Origin of the sequence: Microbispora bryophytorum, assembly GCF_043197435.1 — a bacterium.
Lineage (GTDB): Bacteria > Actinomycetota > Actinomycetes > Streptosporangiales > Streptosporangiaceae > Microbispora > Microbispora bryophytorum.
This window is the reverse complement of record NZ_JBICTF010000014.1, coordinates 121,610-134,791: the sequence shown is the minus strand read 5'-3', so window position 1 is coordinate 134,791 and position 13,182 is coordinate 121,610. Positions and strand designations below refer to the sequence as shown.

The window sequence follows — 13,182 nt, the reverse complement described above, 5'->3', positions numbered from 1 at the left end:
CCGTCGTCGTGTCCGGTGGCTAGCGTGAGCGCGTCGTGAACGTTTCTTTACGGGGCGTGGAGAACGAGGGACGGCGCCACGCCGCCGAGCAGGGGCAGGCCGTCGCATGGGTGGAGTCCCCCCTGCAGCTGCTGTGCGTCGTCGAGGCGCACCACGCGGGGCTCCTCGGACCCGTCACCACGGTGGTGCCGCGCGCCGGGCTGCCGGCCCTGCGGCTGACCCGCCGCGAGCTCGAGCGGCTCGGCCTGCCCGAGGGGCTGGAGTTCGCCGAGCCGGCCGAGCGGGTGCCCCGGCCGGGCCGGACGTGGGCGGTGGGCGACGCCTTCTCCGGGCGCGTCCAGCTCGCCCTCGTCACGGCCCTTTCCGGCCGCACGGTGCTGGTTGACGACGGGCTGGCCACGATCCGCCTGCTTGAGCTGCTGGTCGCACGGCGTCCGCTGCTGCGCGCCCGCGGGGCCCCGGGCGTCGTCCGCAAGGTGCTCGCCGCGGCCGCCGGTTTCCGCCTGCGCACCCGCAGGCCCACCGTGTTCACCGCGCTCCCGGTGCCCGCCGGCCTCGCCGAGGCGGTGGAGGGCACGGGCGCGCGGCTCGTCCGGCACGACTTCGCCTGGCTGCGCGCCCAGCCCGCCGTCCGGCCGCCGCAGGAGCGCACCGTCGTGCTCGGCACCTCGCTCGTACGCAACGGGCTCATCCACCGCGACCGCTACCTGCGCTGGCTGGAGCGGATCGACGAGCCCGTCGCGTACTTCCCCCATCGGCGGGAGGACCCCGAGGACCTCGACCGGGTGCGCCGGATCGCCGGGCTGACCGTGTACGACGCGGGGGCGCCCGCCGAGATGACGCTGCGCGACCTGCGGCCGGACCAGCGGGTGCTGAGCCTGCCGTCCACCGCGGTGACCTCGCTGCGCGTCCTGCTGTCGGCCCGGGGCGTACGGGTGGAGGCCGTGGACGTGCCGGAGGACTGGTGGACGGCTTCGGCCATCCCGTCGCTGCGCTCCCACCTCCAGCTCTTCGCGCACGAACCGCATCAGCCCCACACGCACGATCCCGGAAAGGTCGCTCCTTGACCCGTCTGCTCGCCGTGGCCGACTCCGACTCGTATCTCAAGTGGGCCGCGGGCCTGCTCGACGCGACTCCGGAGGACTGGGTCACGGACCTGGCCGTCGTCCGCACTCCCATCACCCCGTCCGCGGCGCAGATCGCCGCGGCGGTGAGCGGCACCCGCGCGCAGGGCGAGGGGCTTCCCCCGGTGCTGCCGGCGCGGCAGTTGCGCCGGGCCGCCGAACGGTTCCGGCCCGACGCCGTGCTGCTGGCCTGCACCGGGCCGGTGGTGGACGCGCTGGCGGCGGAGACGCTGGCCGGGCTGCGGCCCCGGCCGGTGCTGGTGTCGGGGCTGCCCGGCATCTCGGTGCCCGCGACGGAGAAGGCCTGGCTGTTCCGCGGCGGCTGCGACCTGTTCGTCGTGCACAGCGGCCGGGAGGTCGCCGAGTTCTCCGAGATCGGCGCGCGGCTCGGCGGGGGAGGGGCGGTGGCGCTGGCCCGCCTGCCCTACCTCGACCTGCCGGCCCGCGAACCGGCCGCGCACGGCGCGGGGGGCGCGGGGGGCGTACGCGACCGTGTCGTGTTCGCCACCCAGGCCAAGGTGCCCAGGCGGCGCGAGGAGCGGGAGCGGATCCTGCTCGCGCTGGCCGACCTCGGGCGGGCCCGGCCCGACCTCGACGTGGTGGTCAAGCTGCGGGCCCGTGACGACGAGCGGCAGACGCACAACGAACGTCACCACTACGAACGGCTGTGGACCGCGATGGAGGCCGAGGGCCGGGTGCCCGCGGGCGCCGTGCGCTTCGCCGCCGGGCCGATGCACGAGCATCTGAGCCGCGCCGCCGGGTTCGTCACGGTCAGCTCGACGGCCGCGCTCGAGGCGATCGCCGGGAACGTGCCGCTACTCGTGCTGTCCGACTTCGGGGTCAGCGCGGAGATGATCAATCTGGTGTTCGAGGGCAGCGGCTGCCTGGGCACGCTCGACGACCTGGCCAAGGCGGACTTCCGGGTCCCCGCCGAGGAGTGGTGCCGGGCCAACTACTTCCACGACTCCTCGGCCAGCGACTGGACCGGCCGCGTCGCCGCGCTGGTCGCCGCTGCTCGCGCGGGGACGCTGGAGCCGGCCCGCTCGCTCCTCGACGGTCCCGAGCACGCGGCCGCCCGCCGCCGCGCCCGGCTGCGCCTGGAGGTGCCGCCCAAGGTCCTGCGGTACGGCTATCGCGCCAAGCGCCGGATGCGCCGCTATCTCAAGGCTCTCTAGGCGACGGCGAGCCGCCCGGGGAGTGACGAAACCCAGCCCAACCGACGCTGAAGCGGGCTGTTTCTCACCGAGGGAGCGTCGCAGTGAGCAGCTCGGCGGCCCTGCGGACATCGGCGTCCAGGGCGCGGTCGGGATCGACTGCGGGGATCGCCTCGACCAGGGTGTCGAGGAGCGCCGCGCAGCCCGAAGCCGTGGGGCGGCGGGCGCCGACGTGCGCGGCCTGCCGCAACCCCACCGCCAGCGACCCGCAGAGCAACCGCAGCAGTCCGGCCATGTCGTAGGCACGCAGGGCGGCCTGGGTGCCGAACGGCACCACGTCCTGGTTGTGCAGGTTGGTCGGCAGGCTCTGCACACTGGCCGGCACGGCGGCGCGGCGGATCTCGGCGACGAACGCGGTCGTGGCGAGCTGCACCCCCTGCATCCCGTGCTGGCGGCCGGGTCCGGCGGCGAGCATGGGGGGCAGGCCGCCGTTGCGGGCCGGGTCGACGAGGAGGTCGAGTTGCCGCTCGGCGAGGTTGCCGAGCTGAGCGGTGACCATCGCCAGGACATCGGCGGCGAACGCGGCGGGCTGCCCGAAGAAGTTGCCGCCGTGCACCACCAGGTCGTCGTCGGGGAAGAACAGCGGGTTGTCGCTGACGCTGGACAGGTCGGCCGCGACGACACCGTCGACGTAGCGGAGGGCGTCCTCGGCGGCGCCCAGCAGTTGCGGGGAACAGCGGATGCTGTACGGCTCCTGCAGCGGACGCGTGCCGGCCGGGAGGGTCCCGGCAAGGGTCTTGCGCATGCCGTCGGCGACATCGATCGCGCCCGGATGGCCGTAGGCGCCGAGCAGGCGCGGGTGGAGGAAGCCCGGGTCGCAGCCGAGCAGATCGACCAGCAGGCAGGTGAGCCCCTGCAGCGCGCGGTGCGAGGACCGGACGCTGTCCAGGGCCAGGGCGGTCGCGGCCATGGTGAGGGAGGTGCCGTTGACGAGCGCGAGGGCGTCCCGGCCGTCGAGCGTCAACGGGGTCAGCCCGGCATGGCGCAGCGCCTCGGCCGCGGGCATCCGCGAACCGCCGAGATACGCCTGTCCCCGGCCACGCAGTGCCTGGGCGGCGTAGGCGAGCGGGATCAGGTCCCCGCTCGCGCCGACCGAACCGTAGCGGGGGAGCGCCGGGACGAACGTCGTCGTGAACATCGCGGCGAGCCCGTCGACCACGTGTGCGGAAACTCCCGACGCCCCTTGGGCGAGCGACCACGTACGCACGAGGATCGCGGCCCGGCTCACGTCATGGGCCAGATCCGGCCCCTGGCCGGCGCCGAGGTGGGCCAGGGTGTTGTCACACTGGTCGGCTTCCTCCTCCCGGCCGGCGAACCCGACGAGGGCGCCGAATCCGGTGGTCGCGCCGTAGACCGGGCGTTCCTCCTCCCGCACGTCGCGGAGGAAGCCACGGCCGCGCTCGACGCGGTCGCGGACGGACGCGTCGACCACGACGGACACCGGTGCCGCGGCGCGGCGCAGGTCGGCTGAGCGCAGCGGAGAGCTGAGGTCGATGGTGCCTTCGACGGCGGGCATGTCCGGACTGTAGGCAGCCGATTCTCAGAATCCTATGAGAATTCGTCCGTAGCTTCCGGCTCATGGCGCATGACTACCTGATCATCGGGGCCGGACCGGCCGGGCTGCAGCTCGCCGCAGAGCTCGAACACGGCGGTCACGACTATGTCGTCCTGGAGCGCGGAGCCGGCCCGGGCACCTTCTTCACCCGGTTCCCGCGGCACCGCCGGCTGATCTCCATCAACAAGGTGCACACGGGGTACGACGACCCGGAGCTGCGGCTGCGGATGGACTGGAACTCGCTGCTGAGCGACGATCCCGGCCTGCTGTTCACCCGCTACAGCGAGGAGTACTTCCCGCAGGCCGACGAATTCGTGCGTTACCTGTCCGACTACGCGGCGGCGACCGGCGTCCGGGCGCACTACGGCGTCGACGTCTTCCGGATCGGCCGGGACGACAACGGGTTCACCGCCACCGACCGCGGCGGGCGCTCGTGGCGGGGGCGGCGGCTGGTCGTGGCCACCGGAGTCTCCCAGCTCCACGTCCCGCCGATCCCGGGCATCGAACTCGCCGAACGCTACGACACGTTCGAGACCGATCCGCGGTCCTTCGCCGACCAGCGGGTCCTGGTGATCGGCAAGGGCAACTCGGGGTTCGAGACCGCCGACGCGCTCATGGCCCAGGCCGCGGTCATCCACGTCGCCGGGCCGCACTCCGTCAGGATGGCCTGGCAGTCGCATTACGTCGGGCACCTGCGGGCGGTGAACAACAACTTCCTCGACAGCTACCAGCTGAAGTCCCAGAACTCGGTGCTCGACGGCACGGTGGAGAGCATCGAGCGCCGTGCCGACGGCGGCTACCGGGTGATGTTCCGCTATGCCCGCACCGTGGAGGCGCTGCGCGAGCTGTTCTACGACCGGGTGATCGTGTGCACCGGCTTCCGGTTCGACGCCTCTATCTTCGACGACGGGTGCCGGCCCGCGCTGGTCATCGACGATCGTTTCCCCGAGCAGACGCCGGCGTACGAGTCCGTCAACGTGCCTGATCTCTACTTCACCGGCACGCTCACTCAGCAACGCGACTTCAAGAAGGCCACCAGCGGGTTCATCCACGGTTTCCGGTACGGGGTGCGCGCGCTCTACCGGATCCTGACCACCCGTTACCACGGCGGGACCTGGCCGGCCGGGCAGGTCGAGCCCACCGCCGACGCGATCGCCGACGCGATCATCGCCCGGGTCAACCGCTCCTCGGCGCTGTGGCAGCAGTTCGGCGTGCTCGGCGACGTCGTCAGCGTGGCCGGAGCGACCGCGCTGTACCAGGAGGAGGTCCCGGTGGCGTACGTGGCGGACGGCGGCCTCGGCCACTCCCCGCACAGGTTCGTCGTCACCCTGGAGTACGGCCCGCACCACGACGCCGTCGACCCCTTCGACATCTCGATCCCGAGGGTCGCCGAGAACGACGCGGCCCACGCCCATGACGCGAGCTACCTGCACCCGGTGGTGCGGCACTACCGGGACGGCGCGCCGGCCGGCGTCCACCACCTCGCGGAGAACCTGGAGAACGAGTGGAACCTGTCGGAGGTGCACCAGCAGCCACTGGCTGTCTTCGTCAAGGAGTGCCTCGCCGATGCCGGCTGAGCCGTACCCGCGTGCCGTTCTGGACCTCCTGGCCGCGGCCGGGGACCGGCCCGTCTTCGAGCACGGCGCCCGCGTCGTCACCGGCGCGCGGATGCTCGGCCTTGTCCGGCGGATCGCGGCCGGGCTGCGCGCCGCGGCCGTCGGGCCCGGAGACGGCCTCGCCCTGGTGCTCGGCGTCACCCCGGAGGCGTTCGCCGCGACGATCGCCGCCTATGTCGTGGGAGCCCGGGCCGTCGGCGTGCGGCCCGGACTGCCCTACCACCAGTTGCGCCACGTGCTCCACCAGGACATCGCCGCGGTCGTGACCGACGCGGCCACCGGTCCGGAACACGCGCGGCGCACGCTGACCGTCTCCGAGCTGCTGGCCGCACGTGACGAGGACGGTCCGCTGCGCCTGTCCGGCCGGCCGGAGGACGTCGCCCGGCTCGTCTACACCAGCGGCAGCACCGGCACCCCCAAGGCCTGCGCACAGACCTACGCCGCCATGAACGCCGCGTGGACGGCCCGCCCGGCGGCGTGGCCGCCCGCCATCCGCGAACTGGCCTCCCGGCTGCGGCGCTACCTGGTGTTCGGGTCGCTGAGCAGTCAGGTGATGATGGAGTACGGCGTGCTCACGCTCGCCGCGGGCGGGACCATGGTCGTCGCCGACCCGCCCGCGCTCCCCGAAGCGATCACCAGGTATCGGGCGACCGCCAGCGTCATCACCGTGCCCCGCCTGTACAAACTCGTCGCCGCCCAGCGCACCGACCCGGCGGACCTGAGCAGCCTCCGGGCGCTCATGGTGTCCGGGTCGCCGCTGGAGGCGTCCCGGCTGCGCGAAGCCTTCGACGTGCTCGGCCCGGTCGTGTTCCACGGCTATGGGCAGACCGAGACCGGCACGATCTCCATGGCCACGCCGCAAGACGTCCCCCCGTCGGTCGGGTTCCCGCCCGACGTCGTCGACGTCGAAATCCGGGACGCGGCCGGCCGGCCCGTCCCGCCCGGTGCCGACGGCGAGCTGTACGTCCGTACGCCCGCCCAGGCCGCCGGATACTGGGCCGACCCGGCGGAGACCGCCGAGGTGTTCGTCGACGGATGGGTGCGCACCCGCGACCTGGGCCACTTCGACGAAGACGGACGACTGTACCTGGCGGGGCGGACACGGGACGTCGTCATCGTCAACGCCAACCTCTACTACGCCGGCCCGATCGAGCGGGTCCTGGCTGCTTCCCCCGACGTCGCGGAGGCGTACGTGGTCGCTGCCCCGGACGAGGACACCGGCGAGGCGGTGCACGCGTTCGTGGTGCCGGTGGCGGGCCGGACCCCCGGCCTTGACTCGCTGCGCCGGCTGGTCGGCGAGCGGCTCGGCGACGAGTGCGTTCCGGCGACCATCACCGTCCTCGACGAGGTGCCGCTGACGCCGAACGGCAAACCGGACAAGCGCCTTCTGACGATCGCGATACCCCGAGCCGGGAACAGCGCTCCTTGACGGCCGCCTAGGTCGAGCGGGCCGGCACGGTTTGCGCGTGCGGGGCCGGTTCGGCCGGCGGCACCGGCGGCTCGGGTGGTCGCGACGCCGCGCGGCGCCGGGTGAGCAGGAGCGCGAGCGATCCGGCGATCAGGCCCCAGAAGGCCGATCCGATGCCCGCGATGGACGTCGCCGAGGCGGTGACGACGAAGGTGACCGCTGCCGCCTCCCGCAGGTCCGGCCCGGTGAAGGCGCCGGCGAGTGAGGAGGCGAGCGCCGGGAGGAGCGCGAGCCCGGCCACGGCGGTGACCAGGACCGGCGGTGAGGCCACGACGAGCGCGGTGGCGAAGGCGGCGCCCAGCCCCAGCGCGAGCTGCCCGGCGCCGAGGGCCAGGGTGGCGATCCAGCGGCGGGCCGGGTCGGGGTGGGCGTCGGGCCCGGCGGTCAGGGCGGCGGTGATGGCCGCGAGGTTGACGGCGTGCCCGCCGAACGGCGCGGCGGCCGTGCTGACGAGCCCCGTCGTCACCAGTGCGCCGCGCAGCGGCACGGAGTAGCCGTAGGTCGACAGAACGGCCGCCCCGGGCACGTTCTGTCCCGCCATGGTCACCAGGAACAGCGGCAGCGCGATGCCGACGAGGGCCGGCAGGGTCACGGCGGGCATCGTGAACACCGGGTCGGGGCGCAGGGACGCGGCCGGGAACGCGGTGCCGCTGATCGCGAGGCCGGCCACGGCCGCGGCCAGCGCCCCGGCGATCGCCCACCGCCGGGCGTAGCGCATCAGCACGGCCCAGGTCAGCGTGACCGGCCCCGCCAGCAGCGGGACCTCGGCCATCGCGTGGAGCGGGGCGGTGCACAGCGGGACCAGAACTCCGGCGAGCATGGCCGCCGCGATCGGGCCGGGGATCGCGGCGACGCCGCGGGCCAGCCACGGGACGATCCCGGCGAGCACGGTCAGGACCCCGCACACGGCGAAGGCCCCGACCGCCGCCGGGTAGCCGCCGGCCACGTGGCCGGTCGCGACGAGCAGCGCGGCGCCCGGAGTGGACCACGCGATCGCGATGGGCATCCGATAGCGGACGGAGAGGACGGCGGCGGCGATCGCGATGCCGGCGCACAGCGCGAGCAGTCCGGAGGCCGCCTGCCGGGAGTCGGCCCCGACCGCCCGCAGGCCCGCGAGGACGATCGCGAACGCGCTGGCGTAGCCGACGACCGCACTGACCAGACCGGTGAGCACCGGCTGCAGGATCCGCATCGTCCCTCCCCGGGAACACGACCGTTCCGTTTACGGAACGATTTCAGGTGACACCATAGCCAGGTGGGTACAGATGGGACAAGCCGGTTCGACCCGGCTATCGGGCGGCGACTGCGCGGGCTGCGGGAGGCACGCGGGCTGTCGCTGTCGGAGCTCGCGCGCAGGGCCGGCGTCGGCAAGGCCACCGTGTCCGGGCTGGAGCACGGAACGCGCAACCCCACGCTGGAGACGATGTACGCGATCGCGGCCGCGTTGTCGGTCCCGATGAGCGCGCTGACACTGGACCCCGGCGCCCCGGCCGGCGACGCCTCGCCGGTGCGGGGCACGGCCGTCCTGTCCACCCTGCTGGAGGTGTTCAGGGAGCCGGGCGCGACCTACGAGATGTTGCGCCTGCGGATCCTCGCCGGGGTCGAGCAGACCTCGCCCGCGCATCCGCCCGGGGTCACCGAGCACCTCTCGGTCGTCGGGGGGACGATCAGGACGGGCCCCGCCGCCGCGCCGCTGACCGCGGGCCCGGGGGAGCACGTCTCGTGGGCCGCGGACGTCCCCCATGTCTACGCGGCCCTCGGCGGCGAGGAGGCGCACGCGATCCTCCTCATCCGCACCCCCCATGACCGTCCGGCCGCCGGCGGGCCGGCCGAGTAGCGAGCGTCAGCGGTTGAGCAGGCGGCGCAGGCGTGAGGCCGGCTGCTCGGGCGGGGCAGGCGGAGGCGGAGGATCGATCAGGCCGAGCGACTCCAGCCTGCGCTTCTTGAAGTAGCGCGCCGGTCCGTGCGCGCCCACGTACGCCGCCGCGGTCTCGCGCAGGCCGGGGTGGGCCGTGCTCCGCATGCAGTAACCCACGGCGGCGACCAGGGCGGTGAGGTCGGCGGCGGGCGGCTCGGTGACCGTGCCGTCGGCCTCCAGCCGGGGCAGCGTGGCGTCCACGATCGTCGCCGGGATCCGGTTGCTGTTCTCGTACGGCGTGAGCCGTTCGAGCACGAGATCGGCGCCGGTGGTCGTGACCGGCAGGCCGAACAGCCGCCGCGCGGTCACCAGCGCGGTGGAGAAGCACCCGGCGACCAGCTCGGGGCGGTGCGCGGCGAAGCACGCCTCGGCGGGCGTCGTCTCGGGGGCCACGAGGAGGTCGACCCCGAGCTCCGCGGCGACCGGCCGCAGCTCGCGGGCGTGCCGCCGCCCGGCGGCGGGGTGCGGCTTGAACAGCACGGTCCGGTGGCCGCGCGCCGCGACGCCGCGCAGCATGCGCTCGTGCAGCGCGGCCTCCTCGGCGGCGGTGACCAGGCCGAGCGCGGACAGGTACTGGCCGAGGACGACCGCCTCGGCGCGGGGCGTCGCCGCGGCCGCCTGCGCGACCCGGCTCACCACGCTCGCGAACGACGTGTCCGCCAGGGCCTCGGCCGGCACCCCGTGCTCGGCCAGGAGCAGGGGCGCCAGGCCCGGGACGAGGTCGAGGTGGAGCAGCCGGGTGATCCGCCCGGCGATCTCCTGGGGGAGCGGGTCCCGGGTCGGTCCGTAGCTCATGAGGCCGTCGGAGTAGACGGTGATCGGGCAGTCCTTGACCAGGCCGGCGAGCGTGCGCGACGGGGACACCGCGATCGACTCCAGGACCAGCTCGTCCGGCTCGCCGATCAGGTCGCGCAGCAGACGGCCGAGCATGGGCGTCTCGATCGAGCGGGGCTTCCAGTCCGACGGGTGCAGCGGCGTGATGATCTCGTTCCAGGACAGGACGCGGTCGAACCGGTCGCGCAGCGCGGCGAACCCCGGCGCCTCGTCCAGCGCCGGGGTGACCTCCGGGATCGCCGCGTTGTTCGACACCAGGAGGACCCGGCCGCCGTCGCGGAACCGCCCCTCGTCGATCGCCGCCGCGAGCGTCATCGCGCCGAACAGCGTGGAGGCGTAGAACAGGGTCGAGTCAGGCACGCGGCCCTCCCGCCAGGTGGGAGCCCGGTAGATAAGGGTCGAGCAGAGCTGCCCGCTCGGGCTCCAGGCCGCCGATCGCCTCGGTCAGCGCCTCGTGGGGCAGCCGGGCGAGCGCCGCCCGCGCCCGCTCGTCGAACCGGGCGCGTACGGCCGGGGTGAACCGGCCGGCCAGCTCCACGTGGTGGGCGAGCAGCGCGCACAGGTTGCGGGCCGCCTTGGGCAGGTAGCGCGGCTCGGCCTCGTCCAGCACGATGTCGTAGGCGTCGAAGAAGTGGAGCTGCCGCTCGTCGCCGATCCGGGTGAGCGAGGCCGCGAGCCCCCGCCGGTAGAACACCCCGGCGAGGGAGACCACGGCGTAGGACCGGGCCAGGCGGTGCAGCCGCCAGATCCACGGGCGGTCCTCGGCGGTGTGCAGCCCGGCGGGGAAGGTCAGCAGGTCGTCCAGCTCGCGCCGGTAGATCCCCGCCCAGGCGTAGGGGTAGTCGACCATCGTCTTGAAGCCGGCCGGCAGGATGCCGTCGCGCGGGTCCAGCACGACGCCGCGGCGCGGCTGCGGCGCCCGGTGCGTCTCCCGCCTGCGGCCCTCGACCTGGACGTGGTCCACGCGCACGAAATCGCATCCGAGCCCGTCGATGGCGGCGACGAGGCGGGGCAGGTAGCCGGGCGCGAGCCAGTCGTCGGCGTCGAGGAAGGTGACGTACCGGCCGGCGGCCAGCTTCAGCCCGGTGTTGCGGGCGCCGGCCAGTCCCAGCGGCACCGGGTTGCGGACGACCGTGAGCCCCGGCAGGTCGCGCCGGAAGTCCTCCACGACCTCCGGCGTCGCGTCCGCCGAGCCGTCGTCCACGACGACGACCTCGGTCTCGAACTCGCGCGTCCGGTTGCGCGCCAGCGACGTGAGCGCGTCCCCGAGGTACGCCTCGCCGTCCCGGACCGGCACGACCACGGACAGAGTGATCACGCGGTGGCCCGGCGCAGGCGGGCCCGGGGGGCCTCCTCGCCCGGGTAGACGCGCTTGACGCCGTCACCGAGTGCGGTCTCGATGATGCGGATGTCGCGAACCAGGTGCTCCAGGCCGGTGGGCTCCAGCGAGGCGGCGTGGTCGGAGCCCCACATCGCCCGGTCGAGGGTGATGTGCCGCTCGACGGTCACCGCGCCCAGTGTCACGGCGGCGAGCGAGATCTGCAGCCCGCGCTCGTGCCCCGAGTAGCCGACCGGCACGCCGTACCGCTGCCCGAGCGTGGTGATCATGCGGAGGTTGGCCTCCTCCGGCGGGAGCGGGTAGGTCGAGGTGGCGTGCATCATCACCAGGCGCTCGGTGCCGAGGATCTCCACAGCCGCGTCGATCTCCTCGATCGTCGACATGCCGGTGGACAGGATGACCGGCTTGCGCGTGGCGGCCAGCGCGCGCAGCAGCTCATGGTCGGTCACCGAGGCCGAGGCCACCTTGTGCGCGACGACGTCCATGTCCTCGAGGAACTCCACCGACGGCACGTCCCAGGGCGAGGCGAACCAGTCGACGCCGCGCTCCTCGCAGTACTTGGCGATGTGGGCGTACTCGTCCGCGCCGAACTCGGTCCGGATCTTGTACTCCATGTAGGTCATCTGGCCCCACGGCGTCTGCCGGATCTGGTCGCGCTGCTCCAGCGGCACGCAGATCTCCGGGGTGCGCTTCTGGAACTTGACGGCCTGGCAACCGGCGTCGGCGGCCACGTCGATCAGCTTGCGGGCGATGTCGACGTCGCCGTTGTGGTTGATGCCGATCTCGCCGATCACGTACACGGGCTGCCCGGGACCGACCAGCGACCGGCCGATCCGCACCGGCCGCGGCTGCCCGAGGTGACGGGGCGCGGCGACGGGGGCGGGGGCGGCGACGGTCTCCAGCGCGGTGGCCGGGCGGGCCGCGAGCACCCGGTCGGACAGCTCGCGCACGGCTCCGGCGCCTCCGGGGGCCGACAGCACGACGCGGGCGGCGGCGCGCACCCGGGGGTGGGCGTCGGGCACCGCGACCGGCCAGCCGGCGATCGCCATGCAGGACAGGTCGTTGACGTCGTTGCCCACGTACGCCACCCGCTCGGGAGCCAGGCCCTCGGCGGCCAGCCACTCGCGCAGCGCGACGTCCTTGGCGCCGAGGCCCTGCACCACCGGCACGCCGAGCTTGGCGGCGCGGGCGGCGACGACCGGGTTGCGCTCGGTCGACAGCACGAGCACCTTGACCCCGGCCCGGCGCAGCAGCGCGATCCCCATCCCGTCGGAGCGGCTGACCGCGACCATCTCCCGGCCGTCGGAGTCGACGAAGGCGCGGTCGTCGGTGTGCACGCCGTCGAAGTCGGTGACGACGGCGTCCACGTCGATCGGCAGCGGCTCGTCCACGAACGGCGCGAGCGCCCGGGCGATCTCCAGGTCCTCGGCGGTGTCGATCTCGACCGCGTGCCGGGCGGGCACCGGCTGGACCGCGACCCTGCCGAAGAAGCGGTGGCCGCGCTCGCGCAGGCCCTCCGTACGCATGACGTAGAACGCGCCGGTCTCGCGGTAGTGGGGCTCGCGGTCCTGGCGGCGCGGGCGCACGGCCGGGTCGTGGTTCACCCCGTGGCCGGCGCCGGTCCACACGAACTCGTAGGTCTCGGTGCCGGAGAAGACCGAGTCGGCCTCGCCGTCCAGCACCTTCGCGACGGCGGCGTCGAGGTCGCGGGGGTCGAGGAACGCGCTGGTGCACTGGACGAGCACGACGATCTCGGGCGCCTCGCCGGAGATCTCGCCGGAGAGCTCCGAGGGGAGCTCGGACAGGGCGTGCAGCACGGCCGACTCGCTGGAGGCGGTCGATCCGCTGAGCTCGGCGGGCCGGCGCACGACCCGGGCGCCCGCGGCCTCGGCCACCTCGGCGATGCGGTCGTCGTCGGTGCTGACGACCACCTCGTCCACCAGTTCGGCACGCAGACAGGCGTCCACCGCCCGGGCGACGAGCGGGACGCCGCCCACCTTCTCGAGGTTCTTCAGCGGGACTCCCACCGACCCTCCACGGGCGGGGACGACGGCCAGCACTCGCACGAGTGACTCCTCTACCTGCGACATCGGGAACCCGTGTGACCCATGGGG

At 74.0% G+C, this 13,182-nt stretch carries 10 protein-coding genes; 5 read left to right on the top strand and 5 right to left on the bottom strand.

Translation table 11 applies throughout. The annotated features are described in order from the left end of the window. Positions 1-35 precede the first annotated feature (35 nt). Both ACGFIB_RS34520 and ACGFIB_RS34515 read left to right on the top strand, forming a co-directional pair. Positions 36-1,067, top strand: coding sequence for a hypothetical protein (locus tag ACGFIB_RS34520; protein WP_393377539.1), 1,032 nt, complete (start codon positions 36-38; stop codon positions 1,065-1,067). After that, positions 1,064-2,299 (top strand): DUF6716 putative glycosyltransferase, encoded by a 1,236-nt coding sequence (locus ACGFIB_RS34515; RefSeq protein ID WP_393377537.1) that lies wholly within the window; start codon positions 1,064-1,066, stop codon positions 2,297-2,299. Before ACGFIB_RS34520 ends, ACGFIB_RS34515 begins: the two co-directional genes overlap by 4 nt. Positions 2,300-2,363: 64 nt before the next feature. Here ACGFIB_RS34515 and ACGFIB_RS34510 read toward each other — a convergent pair whose 3' ends face one another. Next, positions 2,364-3,854: an aromatic amino acid ammonia-lyase gene (locus ACGFIB_RS34510; RefSeq protein WP_393377535.1), complete on the bottom strand. Its 1,491-nt coding sequence runs from the start codon at positions 3,852-3,854 to the stop codon at positions 2,364-2,366. A 62-nt stretch (positions 3,855-3,916) separates the two neighbouring features. On the opposite strand from ACGFIB_RS34510, the gene ACGFIB_RS34505 reads away from it, so the two are divergent. Together ACGFIB_RS34505 and ACGFIB_RS34500 are read left to right on the top strand one after the other, a co-directional pair. Continuing rightward, the gene (locus ACGFIB_RS34505) at positions 3,917-5,470 is read left to right on the top strand and encodes an NAD(P)-binding domain-containing protein (RefSeq protein ID WP_393377532.1); all 1,554 of its coding nucleotides are present in this window, start codon (positions 3,917-3,919) and stop codon (positions 5,468-5,470) included. Further along, the gene (locus ACGFIB_RS34500) at positions 5,460-6,938 is read left to right on the top strand and encodes a class I adenylate-forming enzyme family protein (protein ID WP_393377529.1); all 1,479 of its coding nucleotides are present in this window, start codon (positions 5,460-5,462) and stop codon (positions 6,936-6,938) included. Before ACGFIB_RS34505 ends, ACGFIB_RS34500 begins: the two co-directional genes overlap by 11 nt. Positions 6,939-6,945: 7 nt before the next feature. On the opposite strand, the gene ACGFIB_RS34495 is transcribed toward ACGFIB_RS34500, so the two are convergent. After that, positions 6,946-8,169, bottom strand: a complete 1,224-nt coding sequence (locus ACGFIB_RS34495) for a benzoate/H(+) symporter BenE family transporter (protein WP_357247531.1) — start codon at positions 8,167-8,169, stop codon at positions 6,946-6,948. A gap of 63 nt (positions 8,170-8,232) precedes the next feature. Between ACGFIB_RS34495 and ACGFIB_RS34490 the strand changes: the two genes are divergently transcribed. Then, a complete protein-coding gene (locus ACGFIB_RS34490; protein WP_357247533.1) occupies positions 8,233-8,814 on the top strand; it encodes an XRE family transcriptional regulator in 582 nt (193 codons plus the stop codon). 6 nt (positions 8,815-8,820) lie between these two features. Here the strand turns inward: ACGFIB_RS34490 and ACGFIB_RS34485 are convergent, their stop codons facing one another. From ACGFIB_RS34485 to ACGFIB_RS34475, 3 genes are read right to left on the bottom strand one after another with little or no spacing between them, the layout of a single operon-like run. Beyond that, positions 8,821-10,089, bottom strand: coding sequence for a polysialyltransferase family glycosyltransferase (locus ACGFIB_RS34485; protein WP_393377526.1), 1,269 nt, complete (start codon positions 10,087-10,089; stop codon positions 8,821-8,823). After that, complete coding sequence (locus ACGFIB_RS34480; protein ID WP_357030752.1) at positions 10,082-11,047, bottom strand: glycosyltransferase family 2 protein; 966 nt, start codon at positions 11,045-11,047, stop codon at positions 10,082-10,084. Before ACGFIB_RS34480 ends, ACGFIB_RS34485 begins: the two co-directional genes overlap by 8 nt. Further along, on the bottom strand, positions 11,044-13,134 hold the full coding sequence (locus tag ACGFIB_RS34475) for an N-acetylneuraminate synthase family protein (RefSeq protein WP_393377523.1): 2,091 nt from the start codon (positions 13,132-13,134) through the stop codon (positions 11,044-11,046). The genes ACGFIB_RS34480 and ACGFIB_RS34475 overlap by 4 nt, the downstream gene beginning before the upstream one ends. Between the last annotated feature and the right edge of the window lie 48 nt (positions 13,135-13,182).

Coding starts and splice junctions, on each gene's coding strand:
- ACGFIB_RS34495 (WP_357247531.1), bottom strand. CDS start 8,169: ATGCGGATCCTGCAGCCGGTGCTCACCGGTCTGGTCAGTGCGGTCGTC.
- ACGFIB_RS34500 (WP_393377529.1), top strand. CDS start 5,460: ATGCCGGCTGAGCCGTACCCGCGTGCCGTTCTGGACCTCCTGGCCGCG.
- ACGFIB_RS34510 (WP_393377535.1), bottom strand. CDS start 3,854: ATGCCCGCCGTCGAAGGCACCATCGACCTCAGCTCTCCGCTGCGCTCA.
- ACGFIB_RS34505 (WP_393377532.1), top strand. CDS start 3,917: ATGGCGCATGACTACCTGATCATCGGGGCCGGACCGGCCGGGCTGCAG.